The sequence below is a fragment of the Acidovorax sp. genome (genome assembly GCF_034519795.1).
Lineage (GTDB): Bacteria > Pseudomonadota > Gammaproteobacteria > Burkholderiales > Burkholderiaceae_C > Acidovorax.
The window spans coordinates 538,112-559,521 of record NZ_JAXHOB010000014.1; the positions used below are offsets into that span (position 1 = coordinate 538,112).

Below are 21,410 nucleotides of genomic sequence, written 5' to 3' on the forward strand. Positions count from 1 at the left end.
ATTCAGGGCACGTCCCACTTCAGAATTTTGGAATACGGATGCGACTGATCATCAAGGAACCCGAAACCGCAAACAGCAGCACCAGCGGATGCAGCGTGAAGCCGCCAACCAGCACCTTGCCGAACCACAGGTTCTCGCCCAGCGCGCCCATGTAGCCGGCCAGGGCCAGCAAGGCCACGAGCACGATGGAGGTGGGGATGGGCGTGCCCTCGAAGTACCGGACCTTGCCGTCGTCGCCCGAGAGCGTTTCGGCCGTGACGTTGTAGCGTGCCAGGCGCGAGACGCCGCAGGCCACGAAGTAGGCCAGCACCACCCGGTCATACAGGCCCTGCATGCCGCAGCCGTAGGCCATGATGGCGGGAGCCACGCCGAACGAGATCACGTCGGCCAGCGAATCGAGCTCGCGCCCCATGGCCGAGCTCTTCTGGCGCCAGCGCGCGATGCGGCCGTCCAGCACGTCGAAGATCAGGGCCGCCAGCACCAGGGCAGCGGCAAAGTAGACATGCAGCACATCCCCGGTTGCCAGGTAGGTCATGGCCGAGAACAGCGCACCGACGCCGCACACCGCGTTGCCCAGCGTGAACCAGTCGGCCAGGTGGAACTCGCGGATCATCGAAAAACGCTTGGGATGGGGTTGGGGAGTGGTCATGTCGGGTCGCGCCAGGGGAAGTGGTGACGCCACATTATGGGCGGCCATGGGCGCCGGCTCCTGTAGGCACATCACCCGCCCGCAAGCGGTGGCATCGGCAGGCGGCCCCTACTTGCGGGATTTCGGCGCAAGGCCCCAGGCGCAGGCGCCTCGCAAAGACGCCATTGGCTGTATGAATTCTTTGAACAGTGTGTCCATGAATTTATAGGATTGTCAAAAAATCGGCGCGCACCAACAATGGCCTCTCCACCTGTTTTTCAGGATGGACCCGATTTGCCAGGAGACAACACCATGCACACAGCCGGGAGCGCACAGTCGCCCTGCCCCACCCTTGTCGCCACGGGCTGGGGGGCCTGCGCATGACGACCGCCACCGGGACCCCGCACCAGCGCCCGCCCTTGTCGGCCCCTTTCGCTCCGGCGTTCCCGGTGCGCAGCCTGCAGGACGTGGAGCGCCTGGAGGCGTTGCCGCTGGCCCAGGCGCTGCCGGTGCAGAGCACCTACGAAATTTTCTGCAATTCGGCCCATGCCTTTGGCGACAAGACGGCACTGAGCTTTCTGCCCACCGCCGACCCGGCGGACGAGCCCGTGCGCTGCTCGTACGCGCAGCTGCTGGCCGGCATCCACCAGACGGCCAACCTGCTGCACGACCTGGGCGTGGAACCTGGGGATGCCGTGGCGGTGCTGCTGCCCGGCTGCCTGGAATACCACCTGGCGCTGTGGGGTGGCGAGGCGGCCGGCATCGTGCAGCCGCTCAACCCGCTGCTCACGCCCGAAAAGCTCGCGTCCATGATGCGCCTGGCCCGTGCCAAGGTGCTGATCGCCTATGGCGAGGACGGCGACTCGGGCTTCTGGACCAAGGCCATGGGCCTGCGCAGCCAGGTGCCCACGCTGCGCACCGTGCTGCGCGTGGCACCGCACGGCGAGGCCCCCGGCGCCGCCGGCCCCCTGCCTGAGGGCGTGATCGACTTTGCCAGCCGCAGCGCCCAGCCCGACGACAGGCTGGTGAGCGGGCGGCGCATCGTGGCCGGCGACATCGCCGCCTACTTCCACACCGGCGGCACCACGGGGGCGCCCAAGCTCGCGCGCCACAGCCACGGGGCGCAGGTGTTCACGGCCTGGGCCTGCGTGCAGATGCAGGGCATGCGGCCCGAAGACGCGGGCATCAACGGCTACCCGCTGTTCCACGTGGCGGGTGTGCTGCCGGGCGCGCTGGCCGCGCTCTCAGCCGGGGTGGAGACCATCATCCCGACCGCCGGGTTGTTCCGCAACCGCCAGGTGATCGCCAACTACTGGCGCCTGGCCGAGCGCTACCGCTGCACCTACCTGTCGGCCGTGCCCACGGTGCTGGCGGCACTGGCCAATGTGCCGCTGGACGGGGCCGACATCTCGGCCCTGCGCTACTGCCGCACGGGTGCGGCCGTGCTGGCGCCCGAGCTCGCAGCGCGCTTTGCGCGCCTGTTCGGCCTGCAGGTGCACGAGAGCTTGGGCATGACCGAGATGGCCGGCATCTCCACCATCACACCGCCCGGCGTGGACGCGCCCGCAGGCTGCGTGGGCTGGCGCCTGCCCTACACGCGGCTGCGCATCGTGGCGCTCGATGCGCACGGCAATGCCTCGGACCAGGAGATGCCGCCCGGCGAGCCGGGCATGGTGCTGTTCCATTCGCCTAACCTGTTCTCGGGCTTCCTCGATGCGGCCGACACGGCCCGGGCCTTCACGCCCGATGGCTGGCTGGCCACGGGCGACCTGGGGTTCGTCGATGCCGAGGGCCGGCTGCACCTGAGCGGGCGCTCCAAGGACCTCATCATCCGCAGCGGCCACAACATCGACCCCAAGGTGATCGAGGATGCCCTGGGCGCCCACCCCGCCGTGCAGCTGTGCGCCGCCGTGGGGGCACCCGATGCCTATGCGGGCGAGCTGCCCGTGGTGTTCGCCACGCTGGTGCCAGGCCAGCAGGCCAGCGAGGCCGAGCTGCTCGACTTCGCCAGCGCAGGCGTGGACGAGGCCGTGGCCCGGCCGCGCCGCATCACTGTGCTGGACACCATGCCCGTGACCAACGTGGGCAAGATCTACAAGCCCGCCCTGCGCCAGAAGGCCGCCTGCCAGACCGTGCAGGCGCTGGTGGACAGCCTGTGCACCGAGCTCAGCGTAGCCGAACGCCCCACCGTGCAGGCCGAGGGCGAGAGCGCCGTGCGTGTCGCCGTCGATGCCGCCGCCGCAGGCTCGCAGGCACTGCTGGAGCGCCTGCGCCAGGTGCTGGAGCCCCTGCCCGTCAAGGTGCAGGTGGCGCTGTCGCCCCCCGCAACCTGACCGATCCCTTCACACCGCATCGCCAACAACTACTCCAGGAGACAAAACCATGCCAAGCTTTTCAACCCTTCAACGGCGCACCTGGCTCGGCGCAGCCGCTCTGGCCATCGGCACCCTCACCGGCATGGCCGCGCTGGCGCAGCAGCCAGCCTACCCCACCAAGCCGATCAAGGTGATCGTGCCCTTCGCACCGGGCGGCGCCACCGACGTGCTGGCCCGCGTGCTCGCCGAGAAGATGGCGCCCGGCCTGGGCCAGCCCCTGGTCATCGACAACAAGCCAGGCGCGGCCGGCATCATCGGCACCGATGCCGTGGCCAAGGCAGCGCCCGATGGCTACACCATCGTGCTGGGCCTGAGCAACTCGCTGCTGACCAACCAGTTCCTCTACGAAAAGCTGCCCTACGACCCGCAGCGCGACCTGGCGCTGATCTACCAGATCGCCATCGCCCCGCTGGTGCTGGTGGCCCACCCCAGTGTGCCCGTGGCCACCGGCCCCGAGCTGCTCAAGTACGCCGCCGCCAACAAGGGCAAGGTGGCCTATGGTTCCTACGGCACGGGCGCCTACCCGCACCTGGCGGGCGCCTACATGAGCCTCACCCAGAACGCCGACATGAGCCATGTGGCCTACCGGGGCGAAGCGCCCATGGTGCAGGACCTGATCGGCGGCCAGATCCAGATGGCCTACGCCAGCGCGCTGGTGGCCAAGCCGCACATCGACGCCGGCAAGCTCAAGGCGCTGGGCGTGACCGGTGAGCGGCGCATGGGCATCCTGCCCAATGTGCCCACGCTGGCCGAGCAGGGCATGAACGACGAGGCTTACCGCGTGGCTGGCTGGCTGGCCTTTGCTGCGCCAGCGGGCACGCCACCGGCCATTCTGGAGCGCCTGGCGGCCGAGGTGCGCAAGGCCGTGCAGCTGCCCGATGTGGCACAGCGCATTGCGGGCATGGGCTTCGAGGCCAAGGCCAGCTCGCCGGCCGAGTTCAAGGCCGCGTACATGAAGGAGCGGCCGGTGTGGGAGCGTTTGATCAGGCAGTCGGGCGCAAAGCTTGACTGACCCCCTGAGCTGCTTCGCAGCATCCCCCTGAAGGGGGACGCCCCCGGTGCGGCGGGGCGGCCCTTGCACGGGGCACTGGCTTCGGGCGCGCCCGCTTTGCAGGCCGAGAGCCTTGCTCAGCCTTGCGCTGCCGCCTTGGCAGCCCGCTGGTTGGCAAACGCCACATACCAGTCCAGGCAGCCTGGGTTGGCCATGGCGTCCTTGTTGACGACCTTCTCGATGGGCTGGCCCAGCAGCAGCTTCTTGATGGGCAGCTCCTGTTTCTTGCCACTCAGGGTGCGCGGGATCTCGGGCACCTGGAAGATGTCGTCGGGCACGAAGCGCGGGCTCAGCGCGGTGCGCACGGCGACATTCAGGCGCTGGCGCACGGCCTCGTCGAGCGCCACGCCCTCGCGCAGCACCACGAACAGCGGCATGTAGCTCTCGCGGCCCAGGTACTCGAGGTCGACCACCATGCTGTCGAGCACCTCGGGCAGGGCCTCCACCGCGCTGTAGATCTCGCTCGTGCCCATGCGCAGGCCGTGGCGGTTGATGGTGGCGTCGGATCGGCCGTAGATGATGCAGCCGCCGCTGGCACCATCTATCCTGAGCCAGTCGCCATGGCGCCAGACGGCGCCGGCCTCGGGCCCGGTGTCGCCGCCGCCGGGCCGGCGGCCATGGCCCGGCGGGTACATGTCGAAGTAGCTGGAGAGGTAGCGTTCGCCTTTCGGGTCGTTCAGCAGGTACAGCGGCATGGAAGGGATGGGCTGCACGCAGACCAGTTCGCCCACCTCGTCCTTCACCGGCTCGCCCTGGGCGTTCCACGATTCCACCGCGGCGCCCAGCATGCGGCACTGCATCTCTCCGGGCACCTGGGGCATCTCGCGGTGGCCGCCGATGAAGGCGCCGCAGAAGTCCGTGCCGCCCGAGATGTTGTTCCACCAGATGTCGGGCGTGCCTATGCGCGCGAACTGCGCCGTGCCCCAGGCCTGCACCTCGGGCGAGAGCGGCGACCCTGTGGTGCCCAGGGCGCGCACGCGCGAGAGGTCGCCGCAGGCAGCGATGTCCAACCCCGACTTCATACAGTTGGCAAAAAAGGCAGCGCCTGCACCGAAAAACGTCACACCCGTCTCGGCCGCAAAGCGCCACAGCGTGCCCCAGTCGGGCCTGTCCTTGCTGCCGCCGGGATTGCCGTCGTAGATCACGCAGGTGGTGCCCGACAGCAGGCCGCTGGCCTGGGCGTTCCACATCACCCAGCCGGTGGAGCTGTACCAGTGGTAGCGCTCGCCGAAGCTGTTGGCCTCGTAGCTGCAGCCGATGTCGTTGTGCAGCACCTTGAGCTGCAGCGCCACCAGCACCATGCCGCCGTGGCCGTGCACGATGGGCTTGGGCAGGCCCGTGGTGCCGCTGGAGTAGACGATCCACAGCGGGTGGTCGAAGGGCATCCACGCCGGTTCGAAGGCGTCGACCGCCGCGCCGTTGGCGGCCACGTCGGCCGCCCAGTCGGACCAGCCGGGCAGCGTGGCCGCCGCATCGAGGTTGGGCACCAGGATGGCGTGCTGCACGCTGGGCAGCGCTGCGCGCAGCTCGGTGAGCACGCCCGTGCGGTCGTGGTCGCGCCCGCCGTAGGTGATGCCGTCCACGCCGATCAGCACCTTGGGCTCGATCTGGCGGAAGCGGTCGAGCACCGCGTTCGTGCCCATGTCGGGCGCGCAGATGCTCCACACGGCGCCGATGCTCACCGTGGCCAGCAGGGCCACCATGGCCTCGGGGATGTTGGGCAGGTAGGCGGCCACGCGGTCGCCGGGCTGCACGCCCTGGGCCTTCAGGTGCAGCGCCAGCGAGGCCACCTGGCGGTGCAGCTCGGGCCAGGCCAGCTCGCGGTGCTGCCCTTTTTCGTTGCGGCTGACGATGGCCGGCAGGCCGGCGGCATGGGCCGCCTGCACATGGCGCAGCGCCTGGCGCGCGTAGTTGAGCTGCACGCCCGGGAACCACTCGGCCCCGGGCATGGTGTTCTTCGCCAACGCCACGGTGGGGGGCTTGGGCGACTCGATCTCGAAGTAGTCCCAGACGCTGTGCCAGAAGGCGTCGAGCTCGGTGGTGGACCAGCGCCACAGCGCGTCGTAGTTGTCGAAGGCCAGGCCGCGCTGCTCGCGCAGCCAGTCCTGGTACAGACGGATCTGGGGAATGAACGGGGGGGTGTTGTTTGTCTCCATGGCGACGCAGCGTACCAGTGCTGGCGCAGGCGTGCCATACGGCGCCGTCACCGGATTGACAAACCCTCCCGGTCATGGGCCATAGAGACCCCGCACTCCTGCGGCTGGCCTCCTGGCCTGGCGCCGGTCATCCGGCTGCGCAAGGGCCGGGGTCAGGCACCTTCCGGCTCGTGCAGGCCCGTGATCGCGTAGCCCTTCTCCTTGAGCTGGGCCCCGGGCTTGACGATTCCGTAGGGGTCCCAGCGCTCGGCATCTTCGTCCAGGTCCTGGCCTTTCACCTCGGTGTCCCAATCCGTGTTCGTCGCTTCCTCCGGAATCCGCTTTCCTTCCGGCACGGCCAGGTGGGAGAAACGGCCCTCAGCTTCGGCCCGACGGTAGATGTCCACGCGCATGGTTGGTCCTTTGGCGGTTACAAAAGACCCACTCTACTGCCCCTGCGGGGAACACGCCGTAGGAAAAACTCGCGCTGCCGGCAGGGCCATGCCGGAACAGGTGCGTCTTTTTTAGCACAGTTGTGCTAAATTGCGGCCATGGACGCCAAGACCCAGAAAGCAGAACTCACACGCGCCGCCATCATCGGGGCCGCGCTGGATGTCGCTGCGGCAGACGGGCTGGAATCGATCACCCTGCAGGCCGTGGCCGACCGGGTGGGCCTGTCCAAGAGCGGCGTGTTTTCGCGCGCCGGCTCGCGCGAGGCGCTGCAGAAGGCCGTGATCGAAGAGTACGGTCGCAGCTTCCTGGCCCAGGTGTTCGTGCCCGCCATGCAGCAGCCCAAGGGCCTGCCGCGCCTGCACGAAATCGTGCGCCGCTGGATCGCTCGCACCCGCGATGTGGAGGCCTTCACGGGCTGCATCTACATCGCCGGGGCCTTCGAGCTCGACGACCGCACCGGCGAGCTGCGCGACCTGCTGCACTCCGAGATCACGCGCTGGCGAGCCGCGCTGCGCCGCACCGTGCTGCAGGCCACCGAGGCCGGGCACCTGCCTGGTGACACCCCGGCCGACCAGTTGGTCGCGGAGATCTACGCCCTGATGATGGGCCTGTTGCACGATGTCCGCTTCCTGCGCGATCCGCAGGCAGTGCACCGCACCGAGGCGTCCTGGGCGCGCCTCGTCAAGAGTTACCAGACCGCCTGACACCCGGGCATACGCCATGGCAACCCTTGTTCTTGTTCGCCCAAATTTCGCACAGTCGTGCGAAGAAAGACAACCACCATATTGATCCTTTGTGGCATTGCGGCCGCGGCCGCCATCGCAGGCGCCATCCATGTGCTGCGCAAGGCACTCGCCGGCCTTCCGCGCAACAACCGTGACTGGGTCTTCTACTGACCCGCCGCCGCCCGCTTCACCCCCGTCCATCGCTTTCGGAGCCCCACCATGAGCCAGTCCACTGCCGTACAGGCCACCTCGAACTTCTACGGCGCGCATGCCGGCATGCGCCTGGTGCGCCTGGCGCTGGGCACGGCGCAGCGCCTGTGGCCCCGGCTTGCCGTGCGCAGCGCCTACCGCCTCTTCGGCACGCCCCTGCCCTTGCGCAAGAGCGGCCAACAGGCACTGCCCGCCGCAGGCTGGCAAGCGGAGCGCTGGCCCTTCGAGGATGCCGAGATCACGCTCTATACCCGCAGCGACCTGCCCACCGACGGCCCCGTGGTGCTGCTGTCCCATGGCTGGGGCGGGCATGCGCGGCACATGCTGCCCCTGGCAGACGCCCTGGCCGCGCGCGGCATGCGCCCGGTGCTGGTGGACCTGCCCGCCCACGGCGGCAGCCGCGGACGGGTGAGCAACCTGCCGCAGTTCGCCCGCGCCATCGAATACGCCACGGCGCGTCTGCAGGCGCGGGGGGGCACGCTGGCCGCCGTGGTCGCCCATTCGCTGGCGGCGAATGCGGCGGCCCATGCCGCCAGCCGGGGCCTGCCGGCCGCCCGGCTGGTGCTGCTGGCGCCGCCCGCGTCGCCGCGTGAGTACACCCGGCTGTTCGCACAGGTGTTCGGCCTGACCGAGACCACGCGCGCCGCCATGGAGCGGCACATCGAAGCGCGCGAAGGCATCCTCATGCCCCAGTTCGAACCCCAGGCCGTGGGGCCGCGCATCGCCCAGCCCACGCTGGTGGTGCACGACCGGGGCGACCGCATCAACCGCTTTGCCGATGGCGAGGCCTACCGCGACCACATCGCGGGCGCGCAGCTGCTGGCCACCGATGGGCTGGGCCATCGCAAGCTGCTGCAGGACGACGCGGTGCTGCGCGCCGTGGCGGATTTCATACAGGGCTGATACCGCCCCGGGTGCCAGGCCTATGATCGGCAGCCTGTTCCTGCCGACCCGAATTCCCGATGTCCCTGCTCATGTCCGCCTGGCCCATCCTGGTCTGGGTGTTGCTCGCCCTGGTCGTGCTGTCCGCCATTGTCTTTCTCGCCCGAGGCGATCGGCGCGCCTTCCTGCAACTGCTGGCCCTGGTGGCCTGTTTCCTGATCGGTGCGCTGCTCATGGAGTTCATGCTCTTCATGGCCGCGCGCATGTCGCGCACGGGCGGTGTGCAGGGCACGCCGGCGCTGGGCGACGGCACGCGCCGGCTGCTGCAGACCATCGCCAACCCGCGCTCCATTACGGCGCCGCCGCTGTCCATGGCCGCTGTGGCGGCGTATTCCGTGCCGCTGTCCTTCCTGTGGCTGCTGGTGGCCTGGGTGCTGCACCTGCGCGGCGGCGGCAAACCGGGTGCTGGCAAGAAGATAAAGCCGGCCAAGGCAGCCAGCAAGTCGCGCAAGGCTTGACCCAGGGCAAAGCCCTTGCTGGCACGGGGGCAGCACAATGGGCACGCACCCACAGCGGGTGCGCCCATACCCTCTTGCCATGGCTTCTTCCCGAAGTGACGTTCTCATCGTGGGCGGCGGCCCCGCCGGGCTTTCGCTCGCCATTGCCCTGGCGCAGGCCGGCTTCGGCACCACGGTGGTGGAGCAGCAGCCCGAGGCGGCACTGGCCGACCCAGCACCCGACGGCCGCGAGATCGCGCTCACCCACCCCAGCGTGGCCACCCTGCAGCGCCTGGGCACCTGGGCCGGCCTGCAGGCGCACGAACGCGGCACGATCCGCGAGGCCCAGGTGCACGACGGCCCCCTGGGTCGCCACGGCCCCCTGCGGCTGCACACCGGCGGCACGCAGGCGCTGGGTGCCATCGTCTCCAACCATGCGCTGCGGCGCACGGCCCATGCGGTGGCCGCGCGCATGGCGGACGTGCGCATCCTCAGCGGCGCGCAGGTGCAACGGGTCGCCACCGGGGCCGAGCATGCCGAACTTGATTGCACGCTGGCGCCGGCCGAAGGCACGGGCGCCTCGCAGACGCTGCAGCTGCGCGCACCCCTGCTGGTGGCGGCCGACAGCCGCTTTTCGGCCACGCGCCGCCAATTGGGCATCGGCGCGGACATCACCGACTTCGGCCGCACGGTCATCGTCTGCCGCATGCGCCATGCCCTGCCGCACGGCGGCACGGCCCACGAATGCTTTGGCTACGAGCGCACGCTCGCCATCCTGCCCCTGCCCGACACAACGGACGGCCAGCCCGTGTGCTCGGTGGTGGTCACGGCCGGGGCCGCCGATGCCGCGGCCCTGATGGCCCTGCCGCCCGAGGCCTTCGCCGCACGGGTGCAGGCCCAGTTCCAGCAGCGGCTGGGGCCCATGGCACTGGACGGCGAGCGCCATGCCTACCCGCTGGTCGGCGTGTACGCCCCGCGCTTTGCCGGGCCGCGCTGCGCGCTGCTGGGCGACGCCGCCGTGGGCATGCACCCGGTGACGGCCCATGGCTTCAACCTCGGGCTGGCAGGGGTGGAGCGCCTGGTCGCGGCGCTTGTGGCAGGCCGCCACCAGGGCCACGACCCGGGCCATGGCGCGGCCCTGGCCCGCTATGCCAGCGCGCACCACCGCAATGCCTGGCCGATGTACCAGGGCACGAACGCCCTCGTGCGCCTGTACACCGATGCCCGGCCCGTGCCACGCCTGCTGCGCCAGGGCGTGCTGCAGTTGGCGCGGCACCTGCCACCGCTGCAGGCGGCCATCGTGGGGCAGCTCACCGGGCGCATGGGCGCGCTCGCTGCCGCGCCGCACCGGACCGCGCTGCGGCCCTGGGACTGAAAAGCCTGGCCTAAGAGCGGCCAACAAAACCCAGCGAAGCGGTTCTGGCCAGGCGCTGCGTCGCAGGCAGTACGAGCAGTACGAGCAGTACGACAAGACGCAGCAACGACGCCAGAAGAGTTTTGTGAGCCGCTCTAAGAACTCAGCATGCCCCAGACGAGGGCCACCCCGGCCACGAGCAGATCGCCGGTGACGCCTGCGTCGGACGCATTGGCGCTGGTGAAGCGCTCTTTCTGCCGCTCGCGCTCGGCGCGCGTGCGGTCGCGCTCCAGCGACACCAGTGCGTCCGCCAGGTCGGTGCGCTGGGGCGGGTGCAGTTGGGCGGCGCGCTGACCGGCCTGGGCATAGCCCTCCAGCGCGCTTTTCACGGCCTCGGGGTCGATCAGCGAGAACGCAGCGCGGCAGTAGGGGCAGGCGTGGTCCTTGCGGATATCCACCGGCGAGCCGCAGCCCGTGCAGTAGATGGCACCCACGCGCTTGGCGAGGTCGGCCACCTCGGGCTTGGTCATGTGGCGCACGAAGCCCTTCTCCACCATGAAGGACGAGAAGGTGCTGAAGCGGCCATGCTGGCTGGCGCAGCGGTAGAGCACATAGCGGCCGCTGCGCACCAGGTCGAAGCCGTGCGCCAGCGGGCGCACGCAGCGCGGGCAGGCCAGGCTGTTCTGCAACGGGCGCCGCTCGTCCGTCCGGTGCTCGTGCAGCAGCCTGAACAGTTCCACCACGGCCGCAGGCGCAAGCTTGAGGTTCTCGTGCCGGTCGAACCAGATGCCCTGGCAGGCAAAGCACAGGTCGAGCGTCTGCATGCCTCCCTGGTTGGTGGCGAACTGGTGCGCTTCCATGGGCTGGCGGCAGGAGGGGCAAGAGGGCAGGTGCTGCATGGGACGGGTGGAAAGTCGACGGGAATGCGGCCATGGTAGCGCGCTGGCGAGCCGACCCGCTGGCGACGCAACCCGCAGCCCAGGTCGCCGAACCGAAGCACAATGGCGTGTTGCCAACCCGACGGGCGCCTGACGGCGCCCTCTGCGAGAGAAGAGATCAACGATGCCTGCCATCTGGAAGAAACCCATCACCGTCGAATCGCTCACCCACCACAGCCTGCGCACCGCCGTGCCGCACCTGGGGATCGAGTTCCTGGAAGTCGGCGACGACTTCGTGCGCGGCCGCGTGCCCGTGGACGAGCGCACCCACCAGCCCTACGGCCTGCTGCACGGCGGCGTGAGCGTGGTGCTGGCCGAAACCCTGGGCTCGGTGGGCGCTGCCCACTCCTGCCCCGAGGGCTACCGCGCCGTGGGCCTCGATATCAACGCCAACCACCTGCGCTCCACCCAGAGCGGCTGGGTGACGGGCACGGCACGCCCGGTGCACATCGGCCGCACCACGCATGTGTGGCAGATCGACATGGTCAACGACGCCGGCGAGATGACCTGCGTGTCGCGCATCACCATGGCGATCCTGGCGCCGCGCTGAGGCAATACGGCCTAAACGGCCGCGCAGACCCCGTCGGCGCGCGGGTCGGTCGCGCCCTCGATGCGCCCGTCGGGGTGGAACGCCACCGCCCCTGCATGGCCCATCATGTCCTCGAAGGCGCCCACCACCTGCACGTCGTGGCCGGCGGCGCGCAGCCGGTCCACCAGGGCCGGGTCCGCGCGCGATTCGAGCTTGAGGTTGGTGGAGTGGTCGCCCCAGGTGCGGCCCAGCAGCCAGCGCGGCGCGGTCACCGCCGCCTGCATGTCCTGGCCGAAGAGCACGTGGCGCGTGAACACCGCCGCCTGCGTCTGCGGCTGGCCCTCGCCGCCCATGGTGCCGTAGGCCAGCACGCGGCCGTCTTTGAGGTGCGCCAATGCCGGGTTGAGGGTGTGGAACGGCAGGCGCCCCGGGGCCAGTTGGTTGGGCCCGGCGCCGAGCGTGAACGAGGCGCCGCGGTTCTGCCAGTGCAGGCCTGTCTCGGGCAGCACGATGCCGCTGCCGAACTCCCAGTAGATGCTCTGGATGTAGCTGACGACATTGCCCTGGGCATCGGCAGCACCCATCCACACCGTGTCGCCGGGCTCCGTGGGCTCCGGCCAGGGCGCGGCGCGGGCCTTGTCGATGCGCGCGGCCTCGGCGTCGAGCGCGGCGGCCTGCAGGAAGGCCACCGGGTCGGCACGCATGAAGGCCGGATCGCCCACATGCTTGTTGCGCCAGGCGAAGGCGCGCTTGGTGGATTCCACCAGGCCGTGCACGTGGTCGAAGCCCTCGGCCTGGCCCACGCCCAGGCGGTCGAACAGGCCCAGGATGGCCAGCGAGGACACGCCCTGCGTGGGCGGCGGCTGGTTGAAAACGCGGCCCGCCGACAGCTGCACTTCCAGCGCTGCCACCCGCTGCGCGTGCCAGCCCTCCAGGTCGGCCAGCGCCAGCGGGCTGCCCAGGGCCTGCAGGTCGCGCGCCATGCTGCGCGCCAGGTCGCCGCGGTAGAAGTCGTGCAGCCCGGCCTCGGCCAGGCGCTGCAAGGTGGCGGCGATGCGCGGCTGGCGCAAGGTGTCGCCCCGCTGCGGTTGCCCCTCGGGCGCGAAGGCGGCGGCAAAGCCGGGCACATGTTCAAGCTCGGCCCACTTGGTGCGGGTCAGCTCGACCTGGGAGGTGGTGATGGGCATGCCCTCGCGCGCATGGCGGATGGCGTCTTCGAGCAGGCGCGCCAGCGGCAAGGGCTTGCCGCCCCAGGCGCGCGCCACTTCCAACGCCTCGGCCCAACCGCCGACGGCACCTGCCACGGTGAGCGCCGCGCGCGGTCCGCGCGTGGGGATGGCCGCGTCGCCGTGCGCCTGGTAGAAGGCCGCGTCCGCCGCCTGGGCCGCGCCACCGCAGGCGCGCACCGCTACCGGTGCCGCCGTGCCAGGCGTGTGGATGAGCCAGAAGCCATCGCCGCCCAGGCCGTTCATGTGCGGATAGACCACGGCGATGGCGGCGGCTGTCGCGACCATGGCCTCGACCGCGTTGCCACCCTCGCGCAGCACGGCGGCGCCGGCCTGTGCGGCCAGGTGGTGGGGGGCGGTGACCATGCCACCGCGGCTTTGCAGGCTGTGCAACATCGAGAAGTCTCCTGGGTATCGGTCGGTCCGTCGTTTGTCGGTCAATCCATCAACGATACATGGGCTGCGACAACACACCAACCCTGGCCGGGCATGCGCACCCAGGTCTGCTGCTGGCGGCCCGTGCGCGCGCTGCCTTCGCGCGTGAATTCGGTGCTGGCGGTGGCAAAGTCGCGCCCGTAGGTGGTGAGGGTGGTGTTGCACAGCGTTCGCGCCAGGCCGGCCGCAGAACGGCCGCTGCGGAAGGCGCGGATTGCATCGATGCCGTAAAGGCATTCCGTGGCGCCATAGCGCACGGTGTGCGGGCTATGGCAGAACAGCGCATCGAGCACATCCACTTCGTTGTGGACCAGGGCATGCTCGTAGCGAACAAACGCGGCAGTGACTTCGGCCAGGACATCGGGCAGGTTGATGGCGGTGTTGTCCATGGCGTTCAATGCCCCCCTCCGAGGTAGGCCCGGGTCAGGGCATCGTTGGCGGCGATCTCCGCCGCCGTGCCCTGGGCCACCACGCGCCCGCCTTCGAGCACATAGGCCCGGTCGGCCAGCGACAGCGCCAGCGCCGCCATCTGGTCCACCAGCACCAGGGTCATGGATTCGTCGCGCAGGCGCGCCAGCGAGGCGAACAGCTCTTCGATGACCTTGGGCGCCAGGCCCAGCGAGGGCTCGTCGAGCAATAGCACGCGCGGGCGGCTCATCAGGGCACGGGCGATGGCCAGCATCTGCTGCTCGCCGCCCGACAGCAGGCCGGCGCGCTGGTGCAGGCGCTCGCGCAGGCGCGGAAAGCGCTGCAGCATCTCTTCCACCCGGACCTCGCGGCCCTCGGGGTGGAGGAAGGCGCCCAGGCGGATGTTGTCGAGCACCGAAAGTTCGGGAAACACCTGGCGGCCCTCGGGCACCAGCACCAGGCCGCGCGCCACGATCTGCTCGGCGCGCAGCGGGCCCAACTCCACGCCGTCCATGTGGATGCCGCCCGACAGCGGCCGGTGCAGGCCCGCCAGGGTGCGCATCAGCGTGGACTTGCCCGCGCCGTTGGCGCCCAGCAGCGCCACCATCTCGCCCTGGCGCACACGCAGGTCCACGTTGTGCAGCACAGGCTCGGCGCCATAGCCGGTGGTGAGCCGCCCCACGCCCAGTACCTCGGGCGCCTCGGCCAGCAGGGTGCGTGCCGAGGCGGCGTGCACGGCCACCGCACCGCCTGCGCCATCGCCCAGGTAGGCCTTGCGCACGGCGGGGTGGGCCTGCACCTCGGCCGGCGAGCCCTCGGCCAGGTGGCGGCCCGACTCCATCACCACCACATGGTCCGACAGGCCCATCACCAGCGCCATGTCGTGCTCCACCAGCAGCACGCCCACGCCCTGGTCGGCAATGCGGCGCAGCAGGGCGGAGAGTTGGTCCTTGTCCTCGGCAGACAGGCCGGCGGCCGGCTCGTCGAGCAGCAGCACCTCGGGCCGCAGGGCCAGTGCGCGGGCAATCTCCACCAGGCGCCGGTCCACGTGGGCCAGGTCGGCTGCCGGCACCTGCACGGCGCCCCGGTAGCCGCACCAGGCCAGCAGCGCGCGCGCTTCGTCCCGGGCACCGGGCGAGCATACGCGGCCATCGCCCAGCAAGGGGCCCAGGCCACCGCGTGCCAGCGCCAGGGCCACGTTGTCGAGCACGCTGAGCGAACCGAAGAGCTGCGAGGTCTGGTAGCTGCGCGCCACGCCGGCCCGCGCGATGCGCCAGGCACCGCGGCCCTGCAGCGGCTCGGCGCCCAGCAGCGCGCCGCCGCTGGTGGGGGTGTAGAAGCCGCTGAGCATGTTGAGCACCGTGCTCTTGCCCGCGCCGTTGGGCCCGATCAGGCTGGTGACGGCACCGGGCCGCACTGCGAACGACAGCTCGCTCACCGCGCGCACGCCGCCGAACACCATGGACAGGCCTTGCGCGCTCAGCGCACGGCTGCCCTCGGGTTTCAGGGCTGGCAAGGCAGCGCCTGATGCGGTGCCCGCATCCACGCTGGCCGGCGCATTGCGGTGCAGGCGCGCCAGCAGCCCTACCAGGCCCTGCGGCGCCACCCACAGCACCACCAGCAGCAGCGCGCCGAAGAACAGCAGGCGGTACTCCTCCAGGCTGGACAGCAGCTCGGGCAGCAGGCCAACGATGACCGCGCCCACCAGCGGCCCGGCGATGCTGCCCGCGCCGCCGATCATCACCACCAGCACGAACAGGATGGACTGCAGGAAGGAAAAGCTGTGCGGCGTGACGAAGCCCGACAGCGGCGCATACAGCCCACCCGCCAGCCCCGCGAGCAGGGCCGACACGGCGAACGCCACGGTCTTCACGACCAGCGGGTTCAGGCCGATGGACTCGGCCGCCGTCTCGGAGTCGCGCACCGCGCGCAACGCGGCGCCCCAGGCGCCACGCGAGAGCCGCACATAGGCCAGCAGCGCCACCGCCACGGCCACGATGGCCAACACTGCGATGGCGCGCTCGCCCCGCAGGGCATCGATGCCCAGTGCCGGTGCGGCAATGCCCATGATGCCGTTCTGCCCGCCGGTGAGCTCGCGCATCTCCACCGCGCTGTGCTCCACGATCAGGCCGAAGGCAATCGTCACCATGGCCAGGTACGGTCCCTTGACGCGCAGTGCCGGCAAGGCGAGGAGCGCGCCCATGGCGCCGGCCAGCACGGCAGCGACCGGCCAGGCGGCCCAGAAGCTCCAGCCGGCCTTGGTGGTGAGAATGGCCACGGCGTAGGCGCCGATGGCGTAGAAGCCCACGTGCCCAAACGAGACTTGGCCCGACAGGCCGAGCAGCACGTTCAGACCGATGCCCACCAGCGCCAGCAGCGCCACGTTGGCCAGCACGAAGACGTAGTAGCCATTGACCTGCGTGGCCAGCGCCAGGCCCGCCGCCACGCCCAGTGCGGTGAGCACGAGCAGGGTGGGCATGGCCAGTCCGCGCGCGGACGCAGGAAGGGAGGATGCGTTCTGCATGGAGGGGAAAGTGGTCTTCATACCTTGCGCACCAGGGCACGCCCGAACAGCCCGTTGGGCCGCAGGGCCAGCGCCACGATGACGAGCGAGAAAGTGAGGATCTGCGTGTAGCCCGAGCCCAGCGTGGAGGTGATCAGCGCCTCGGCCACACCGAACAGCAGGCCTGCGGCCATGACGCCCCAGGCGCTGCCGATACCGCCCAGGATGGCGACCGCAAAGGCCTTGAGGCCGAACAGCGTGCCCATGTCGGACTGCACGTTCACGAGCGGTGCGATGAGCACACCGGCCACGCCGGCGAATACGGCCGACAGCGCGAACGCGGCCGACACCACGCGCCCGATGGGGATGCCCATGAGCCGCGCCGCATCGCGGTTCTGCACCACGGCCAGCATGGCCGTGCCCCAGCGCGTGCGCCGCGCCACGAAATGCAGCACGGCGGCCAGCACCAGGCCGATGGCCGGGATGAGGAGCTGCAGCGGGTACACGCCCAGGCCGATGTCGCCCAGCGTCATCGGTGCCTGGGCCAGCGGCGAGGGCAGACTGCGCGGCTCCTTGCCGAAGGTGAACATGGCCAGGTTGTCGACCACGATGCCCAGCGCCACGGTGGCCATGAGCCAGGCGTCGGAGCCCCGGCGCGCGAACGGGCGCACGGCGAAGAACTCCACGGCCAGGCCGTAGAGCGCGCACAGCAGCAGCGCCAGCAGCACGGCCAGCGCCATGGGCCAACCCAGCACCATGGCAAAGCCGTAGGTGAGCACGGCGCCCAGCATCATGGAGCTGCCCTGGGCGAAGTTCACGGTGCCGGAGACGACGAAGGTGACGTGAAAGCCCAGCGCCATCAGCCCGTACATGCTGCCCAGGCCGATGCCGCTGATCAGGGCGGAGAGAAAGAGCATCGTGGTGTTCAAAAATTGGAAGAGCAGGGAACGTCCCGCGCCGCCTTGGGCGCGGGACAGCGTGGCGTGGCGCGCTTACTTTTCGAGGCCCACGGGCAGGATGCGATTGCCGATGAACTGCGCCCACACGTAGTCGTTCTCACTCAGTGCGTCATGGTTGGCTTCGCTGAAGGGCTTGTCGTAGCCCTTGATCAGGCCCTCGTACTTGCCGATCTTGTAGAAGCCCTGGCGCACGGCATCGCCGTCGGTGCTGCCGGCCTGGGCGATGGCCAGCGCCGCCAGCTGCATGGCGTCGTAGGCGTTGGCCACGCCCACGGCGGGGGTGATGTTGTCGGGGCCCTTGATCTCGGGGTACTTGGCCTTGAGGGCCGCCAGCACCTTCTCGCCCACCGGGCCCTGCTTGCCGAAGAAGCTGTAGGTCTGCACGAAGTGCACGTTCTTGGCGTTGGGGCCGGCCAGCTCGGTGAAACGGCCGCCCGCAGGGCCCCAGTGCGAGACGATGGGCACCTGCCAGCCCATGCGGTCGAGCGACTTGACCACCTGGGCCGAGGGGCCCACGTTGCCGACCAGGAACAGCGCATCGGCGCCGGCGGCCTTCAGGCGCGTGAGCTGGGGCACCACGTCCACGTCGCTGTCGCCGAATTTCTCGATGCCGGCAGCCTTCATGCCCTTGGCGGCCAGGGCTGCGGTCAGGCCCTTCTCGTTGGACTCGCCCCAGGGGTTGTTCACCAGGATCATGCCGGGGTTCTTGGCATTGAAGGTCTTCTGCGCATAGGCCAGCATGCCGCGGTCGACGATCTCGTCCACGGCCGAGACGCGGAACGCGAAGTTGGGCTTGGCGCCGTTCTTGGTCACCGGCGTACCTGCGGCCCACGGGCCCATGAAGGGCACCTTTTCCTGGTTGGCCAGTTGCACGATGGCGATGGAAACCGGCGTGTCCAGCCCGCCGAAGAGCACGGCCACTTTTTCCTTGTAGATCAGTTCGCGCGCAGCCGTCACGCCCTTGGCGGGGTTCGCCTCGTCGTCGCGGCGCACCAGTTCGAGCTTGCGGCCGCCAAGCAGGCCGCCCTTGGCGTTGATCTCATCGATGGCAATGGTCAGGCCGCGCGTGATGGCGTCCCCCGCCAATGCCGACTGGCCCGAGAGCGCCGTGACCAGACCGACCTTGATGGGCTCGGCGGCATGGGCAGCGCCCAGGGCGCCCATGGCGGCCCAGGCAGCGGTGGCGAGCGTGGCGACGGCAAAGCGGCGGCGGGTGGTGAAAGGCATGGCGGTTCTCCTGCAGTGGCGGGTGGACGGGAATGAACGGATCGGTGGGCGGGTGTCGGACCGCCTCGGGTGGCTCCACCAGCAAGCACCGTGCCAATGTCAACAAACACCAACATCTATTGGCAACTTTATTGATACGTCATTGTCGACAACCTGGCACACGCTTTGCTGACAACAAAAGCCAAAGACAGTTCACCGCGTTCCGCCCCATTCCGAGGCAGCCCGCGCAACATTTCGCACTCCGGTGGTGCGATCAGGAGCACCAACATGCAGCAGCAAGCACATACACCCCCCACCCAGGACGCCGGCGCCATCGTCGAAGAGTTCCTGCGCCTGGTGATGATTCCGGACCCCGTGGCCGCGAGCCGCTTCGTCGCGCCCGGCCTGGCCATCCGCTTCACGGGCGGGCGCCCCATGCGCCAGCCGGCCGAGTGCAGCGCCTTCAACGCCACGCGCTACGCCTGGGTGAAAAAGAAGTTCGGCAGCACCGACGTGGTGGCCGGCGCCACGCACGAAGAGGCCGTGGTCTACAACACCGGCACGCTCTACGGCGCCTGGCCCGATGGCACGCCGTTCGAGGGCAACCGCTATGTGGACCGCTACGTGCTGCAGCGCGGCCTGATCGTGCGCATGGACGTGTGGAACGACAGCGCCGAATGGCTGCTGGTGCGTGCCGGCCTGGCCGCGCCCTGGTCGCCCTCCGAAGGTGCCGGCGCATGACCACCAGCATCTACGGCGACGGCCCCCTGCCAGGCCACGGGCGCTTCGGCTACACGCCCATCACCCGCCGCCCCGACTACACTTGGCCAAACGGCGCGCGCCTGGCGGTGTACCTGGGTTTCAACCTGGAGCACTTCGCCTTCGGCGGGGGCCTGGGCGCGCGCATCGGCCCGGCTTCGCCCGAGCCCGACGTGCTCAACTACAGCTGGCGCGAGTACGGCAACCGCGTGGGCGCCTGGCGCTGCCTGGAGCTGTTCGACCAGTTGGCCCTGCCGACCGGCTGCATCCTGAACACGGCGCTGTACGAGCACTGCCCGGAGCTGCTTGCAGCCTGTACGGCGCGCGGCGACGAGTTGATCGGCCACGGCCACACCAATTCCGAGCGCCAGGGCGACTTCGCCGAGGCCGAGGAGGCCGCCCTGCTCGCCGCCTGCCGAGAGCGCATCGCAAAAGCCAGCGGCAACGCGCCCGCAGGCTGGCTCTCGCCGTGGATCTCTGAGAGCCCCACCACGCCCGACCTGCTGGCCGAGGCCGGCTACCGCTACACCCTGAACTGGGCGCACGATGACCAGCCCGTGCCGATGCGCACGCGCAGTGGCCAGCGGCTGTGGTCGATTCCCTACCCGCAGGAGCTCAACGACATCCCGATGATCATTGCGCGCCAGCTCGACGGCAAGGACTTCGCACAGATGGTTGTCGACAATTTCGACGAGATGCTGCAGCAATCGGCCGCGCAGCCGCTGGTCATGGGCATTGCCCTGCACCCCTACCTGGTGGGCCAGCCCTACCGCCTGCGCCACCTGCGCCGCGCGCTGGAGCACGTGGCGCGCGCGCGGGATGCCGGTGCCGTCTGGTTCACCACGCCCGGCGCCATCTGCGCGCACGTGGATGCCCTGTTCCCCTCTGCCTGAGCCCCGTCCCATGCACCACCCCATCGCTTCCCCCGGCCTGCCCTTCACCGACACCGTTCAGGCCTGGGTGCCCCACGGCCATTTCGTGATCGAAGGAGCGCCCGACGGCCCCCTGGCCGGCCTGCGCTTTGCCGCCAAGGATGTGTTCGACGTGGCCGGCCAGCCCACGGGCGCCGGCAACCCGGCCTGGCTGGACAGCCACCCGGTGCCCACGCGCCACAGCGCGCTGGTGCAGCAACTGCTCGGTGCCGGCGCCATGCTGTGCGGCAAGGTGATCAGCGACGAACTGGCCTACAGCATCCATGGCCACAACCTGCATTACGGCATGCCGCTCAACAGCGCCGCGCCCGAGCGCATCCCCGGCGGCTCGTCGAGCGGCTCGGTCGCGGCCGTGGCCGCGCGCCTGGTGGACTTCGCGCTGGGCACCGACACCGGTGGCTCCACCCGCGTGCCGGCCAGCTACTGCGGGGTGTGGGGCCTGCGCACCACGCACGGCCTGGTGTCGCGCGAGGGCCTGGTGCCGCTGCACGACAGCTTCGACACCGCGACCTGGTTCGCGCACGACGCCGGCAGCTTCGAGCGCGTGGCCGGGGCGCTGCTGCCGGCCACCCCCTTCGCGGCGGCGCGCGCACTCGTGCTGGAGGACGCGGCTGCCGAGGCCGACGCCGAGGTGGCCGCACTGCTGCCCCGGGTGGGCGAAGTGCTCGCCAGGGTCCTGCCCGAGGGGGCGGGTACGGCAACGGCAGCCCAGGGCAGTTCGCTGGAGGACTGGCGCCGCCACTACGTGGCCTGGGGTGCCCATGAGGCCTGGCAGGCCCATGGCAGCTGGATCAGCACCACCGCGCCCGGCTTCGAGGACGCCATCGCCGGCCGCTGGCAGGCGGCATCGCAGGTCACCGCCGAAGCCGCCGGGGCTGCGCGCACCGCAGGGCTGACCGCCCGCGCCCAGGTGCGCGCACTGGTGGGCAGCGACACGGTGCTGCTCCTGCCCTCGGCGGCCAGCGTGGCGCCGCTGCGCAGTGCGGGGGGTGCCGAGATCGATGCCGTCCGCGCGCGCACCTTGCGCATCTGCTGCATCGCCGGTCTGGCCGGGCTGCCGCAGGTGAGCCTGCCACTGGCCACGGCCGGCGGCCTGCCGGCAGGGGTGTCGCTGATCGGCCCGGCGGGCAGCGACCGGGCCCTGGTGCGCCTGGCGGTACAGGTCCGGCAGGCGCTGCAGGACGGCGGGCTCTGAAGGCGCGACA

Annotated in this window: 19 protein-coding genes; 10 read left to right on the top strand and 9 right to left on the bottom strand. The window is 70.3% G+C overall.

Annotated elements, in window-relative coordinates; all coding sequences use genetic code 11:
* Positions 1–19: 19 nt before the first annotated feature.
* Positions 20–649: a CDP-diacylglycerol--serine O-phosphatidyltransferase gene (gene pssA, locus U5N23_RS19295; protein ID WP_057266775.1), complete on the bottom strand. Its 630-nt coding sequence runs from the start codon at positions 647–649 to the stop codon at positions 20–22.
* A gap of 446 nt (positions 650–1,095) precedes the next feature.
* Here pssA and U5N23_RS19300 point away from each other — a divergent pair, with 446 nt between their 5' ends.
* Both U5N23_RS19300 and U5N23_RS19305 read left to right on the top strand, forming a co-directional pair.
* Entirely contained in the window at positions 1,096–2,961 is a 1,866-nt protein-coding gene (locus U5N23_RS19300; protein ID WP_416208636.1) for an acyl-CoA synthetase, read from the top strand.
* A gap of 49 nt (positions 2,962–3,010) precedes the next feature.
* Positions 3,011–4,015 (top strand): tripartite tricarboxylate transporter substrate binding protein, encoded by a 1,005-nt coding sequence (locus U5N23_RS19305; RefSeq protein WP_322594348.1) that lies wholly within the window; start codon positions 3,011–3,013, stop codon positions 4,013–4,015.
* Positions 4,016–4,131: 116 nt separating this feature from the next.
* Here U5N23_RS19305 and U5N23_RS19310 read toward each other — a convergent pair whose 3' ends face one another.
* A complete protein-coding gene (locus U5N23_RS19310; RefSeq protein WP_322594349.1) occupies positions 4,132–6,210 on the bottom strand; it encodes an acetoacetate--CoA ligase in 2,079 nt (692 codons plus the stop codon).
* Between the two features lie 152 nt (positions 6,211–6,362).
* Positions 6,363–6,602: a DUF6139 family protein gene (locus tag U5N23_RS19315; protein ID WP_322594350.1), complete on the bottom strand. Its 240-nt coding sequence runs from the start codon at positions 6,600–6,602 to the stop codon at positions 6,363–6,365.
* Between the two features lie 138 nt (positions 6,603–6,740).
* Here U5N23_RS19315 and U5N23_RS19320 point away from each other — a divergent pair, with 138 nt between their 5' ends.
* From U5N23_RS19320 to ubiM, 4 genes are all read left to right on the top strand, one after another.
* Positions 6,741–7,346: a TetR/AcrR family transcriptional regulator gene (locus U5N23_RS19320; RefSeq protein WP_322594351.1), complete on the top strand. Its 606-nt coding sequence runs from the start codon at positions 6,741–6,743 to the stop codon at positions 7,344–7,346.
* A 240-nt stretch (positions 7,347–7,586) separates the two neighbouring features.
* Positions 7,587–8,480, top strand: coding sequence for an alpha/beta hydrolase (locus U5N23_RS19325; RefSeq protein ID WP_322594352.1), 894 nt, complete (start codon positions 7,587–7,589; stop codon positions 8,478–8,480).
* A 59-nt stretch (positions 8,481–8,539) separates the two neighbouring features.
* Positions 8,540–8,977, top strand: a complete 438-nt coding sequence (locus U5N23_RS19330; protein ID WP_322594353.1) for a hypothetical protein — start codon at positions 8,540–8,542, stop codon at positions 8,975–8,977.
* Positions 8,978–9,056: 79 nt separating this feature from the next.
* Positions 9,057–10,331 (top strand): 5-demethoxyubiquinol-8 5-hydroxylase UbiM, encoded by a 1,275-nt coding sequence (ubiM, locus tag U5N23_RS19335; protein ID WP_322594354.1) that lies wholly within the window; start codon positions 9,057–9,059, stop codon positions 10,329–10,331.
* Between the two features lie 134 nt (positions 10,332–10,465).
* On the opposite strand, the gene U5N23_RS19340 is transcribed toward ubiM, so the two are convergent.
* Positions 10,466–11,209, bottom strand: a complete 744-nt coding sequence (locus U5N23_RS19340) for a zf-TFIIB domain-containing protein (RefSeq protein ID WP_305744144.1) — start codon at positions 11,207–11,209, stop codon at positions 10,466–10,468.
* Between the two features lie 163 nt (positions 11,210–11,372).
* Here U5N23_RS19340 and U5N23_RS19345 point away from each other — a divergent pair, with 163 nt between their 5' ends.
* Complete coding sequence (locus U5N23_RS19345) at positions 11,373–11,798, top strand: hotdog fold thioesterase (protein ID WP_057200328.1); 426 nt, start codon at positions 11,373–11,375, stop codon at positions 11,796–11,798.
* An 11-nt stretch (positions 11,799–11,809) separates the two neighbouring features.
* Here the strand turns inward: U5N23_RS19345 and U5N23_RS19350 are convergent, their stop codons facing one another.
* The 5 genes from U5N23_RS19350 to U5N23_RS19370 form a co-directional block, all read right to left on the bottom strand.
* Positions 11,810–13,399, bottom strand: a complete 1,590-nt coding sequence (locus tag U5N23_RS19350; protein WP_322594355.1) for a gamma-glutamyltransferase family protein — start codon at positions 13,397–13,399, stop codon at positions 11,810–11,812.
* A 41-nt stretch (positions 13,400–13,440) separates the two neighbouring features.
* A complete protein-coding gene (gene hpxZ, locus U5N23_RS19355; protein WP_322594356.1) occupies positions 13,441–13,827 on the bottom strand; it encodes an oxalurate catabolism protein HpxZ in 387 nt (128 codons plus the stop codon).
* 5 nt (positions 13,828–13,832) lie between these two features.
* Positions 13,833–16,325, bottom strand: a complete 2,493-nt coding sequence (locus tag U5N23_RS19360; RefSeq protein ID WP_322594524.1) for a branched-chain amino acid ABC transporter ATP-binding protein/permease — start codon at positions 16,323–16,325, stop codon at positions 13,833–13,835.
* A gap of 62 nt (positions 16,326–16,387) precedes the next feature.
* Positions 16,388–17,266, bottom strand: a complete 879-nt coding sequence (locus U5N23_RS19365; RefSeq protein ID WP_322594357.1) for a branched-chain amino acid ABC transporter permease — start codon at positions 17,264–17,266, stop codon at positions 16,388–16,390.
* 75 nt (positions 17,267–17,341) lie between these two features.
* Positions 17,342–18,535 carry an ABC transporter substrate-binding protein gene (locus U5N23_RS19370; RefSeq protein WP_416208637.1) on the bottom strand — a complete coding sequence of 398 codons (1,194 nt, stop codon included), beginning with the start codon at positions 18,533–18,535 and terminating at the stop codon, positions 17,342–17,344.
* 267 nt (positions 18,536–18,802) lie between these two features.
* Here U5N23_RS19370 and U5N23_RS19375 point away from each other — a divergent pair, with 267 nt between their 5' ends.
* The 3 genes from U5N23_RS19375 to U5N23_RS19385 are packed head-to-tail and all read left to right on the top strand — an operon-like array spanning position 18,803 to position 21,400.
* The gene (locus tag U5N23_RS19375) at positions 18,803–19,255 is read left to right on the top strand and encodes a nuclear transport factor 2 family protein (protein WP_322594358.1); all 453 of its coding nucleotides are present in this window, start codon (positions 18,803–18,805) and stop codon (positions 19,253–19,255) included.
* Entirely contained in the window at positions 19,252–20,166 is a 915-nt protein-coding gene (locus U5N23_RS19380; RefSeq protein ID WP_322594359.1) for a polysaccharide deacetylase family protein, read from the top strand. The genes U5N23_RS19375 and U5N23_RS19380 overlap by 4 nt, the downstream gene beginning before the upstream one ends.
* Before the next feature lie 10 nt (positions 20,167–20,176).
* Entirely contained in the window at positions 20,177–21,400 is a 1,224-nt protein-coding gene (locus U5N23_RS19385) for an amidase (protein ID WP_322594360.1), read from the top strand.
* The last annotated feature ends 10 nt before the right edge of the window (positions 21,401–21,410 follow it).